At 68.5% G+C, this 1,249-nt stretch carries 1 protein-coding gene and 1 pseudogene; one reads left to right on the top strand and one right to left on the bottom strand.

What is annotated here, in order from left to right; translation table 11 throughout:
* Positions 1-169 precede the first annotated feature (169 nt).
* Positions 170-664, bottom strand: a pseudogene (locus AB0B91_RS66180) (IS110 family transposase); the annotation flags it as partial.
* A gap of 343 nt (positions 665-1,007) precedes the next feature.
* Here AB0B91_RS66180 and AB0B91_RS66175 point away from each other — a divergent pair.
* Positions 1,008-1,249: hypothetical protein (locus AB0B91_RS66175; protein WP_358343276.1), on the top strand; the 242-nt coding region annotated here is incomplete at its 3' end.

Here is a 1,249-nt window from a genome sequence, read left to right as displayed (position 1 = left end):
TGCGCGCGTTCGACCCCGGTCATCAACGCGCGGAACTCACCGGTGATTCTCTCGACCTGCGACACGTAGCCGGCATCTCCAATCGATGACAGTAGAAGTGCTCGACAGCCGAACCTACCGGGCTTTCTGCGGGGGCCACCAGATACCGGCAAGGGTCGGCACAGCAGACCAGAGCGGGGTGGATCTGAGTGAGTAGTCCCCGGATGCGGTTCGAGATCCGGGTGGCCTCGCCGGCCAGGTCGTCGTCGAAGCCGACCAGGACTTCCAACTCAGCCAGAGCCTCGTCGCCGACATCGACCCGCCGCAGCGTGTGCGGCAGGGCCCGGGCGGCATCAGCAATGACGTAGGCGTCGCGAGCGTCGGTCTTCGCCGCACCGGGGTGCAGGTCAGCGATACGGCGCATGGCCAGACCGGGCAGGTAGGCCACCTGATGCCCGCACGCCCGGGCGACCGCGATCGGCAGGGCGCCAATCGATGCCGGCTGGTCGACCACCACCAGAATCCGGCCATGCCGGGCCAGTTTGTCGAACAGCTGCCGCAGTCGGGCCTCGGTGTTCGGCAACGGCGCGTCGTGCAGCCGCTTGCCGTCCGGGGCCAACCCAACCGCGTGATGATCACCTTTACCGACGTCCAAGCCGAGGTAGACGCCGCATCCGTCGTTCACCACACCCGCCTCCACGCATCGATCCCGTGGCCTCGGCCGCTGGTCCAGGCGTCGGACGGCCGGCAGCCACGTTACGGAGAGACCTACCCCAACACGGGTGGCCGTGTCCCTATCAGCGGTCCGCCGACGCCACCCGCCCCGGCGACAACACCCCCCGGATCATGCAAGCGACAGGGGCAGGAAGTCATACCGGGCCGGGCAACCGAGGGTCCCGGCTGGGGACGATCAAAAAGGTAACGGGGGAGGCGTACGGCGTGACTGCCCATAACGGGGTCACCGCCAGCCGTTCCGCGACCAGCCCGATTCCTACGCCAACCGTCGCAGCAGCGGTTTGAATAGCGGTGTGCAGGTCAGCAAGGACGGGCGGAGTTGGCGCATCGGCGCCGCCGCCGACGTGGGCTGGATCGCCGGTCACACCACTGCCGGCGTCTCGATCACCACCGCCATCCCGCTGGTCTTCGACGCCTACGCCACCACCTACCAGGCCGACGACGTCACCGCCGCCGCCTACGAGCACGCCCTGGTCGAGGACCTCACCACGCACACCCCGGCCCAGCCGTGGTGGCTGGCGTACCTCGACACCGG

Source organism: Nonomuraea sp. NPDC049141, assembly GCF_040648415.1.
Taxonomy (GTDB): Bacteria; Actinomycetota; Actinomycetes; order Streptosporangiales; family Streptosporangiaceae; genus Nonomuraea.
The sequence above is the reverse complement of the archived record's forward strand: the minus strand, read 5'-3'. Positions and strand labels throughout refer to the sequence as shown.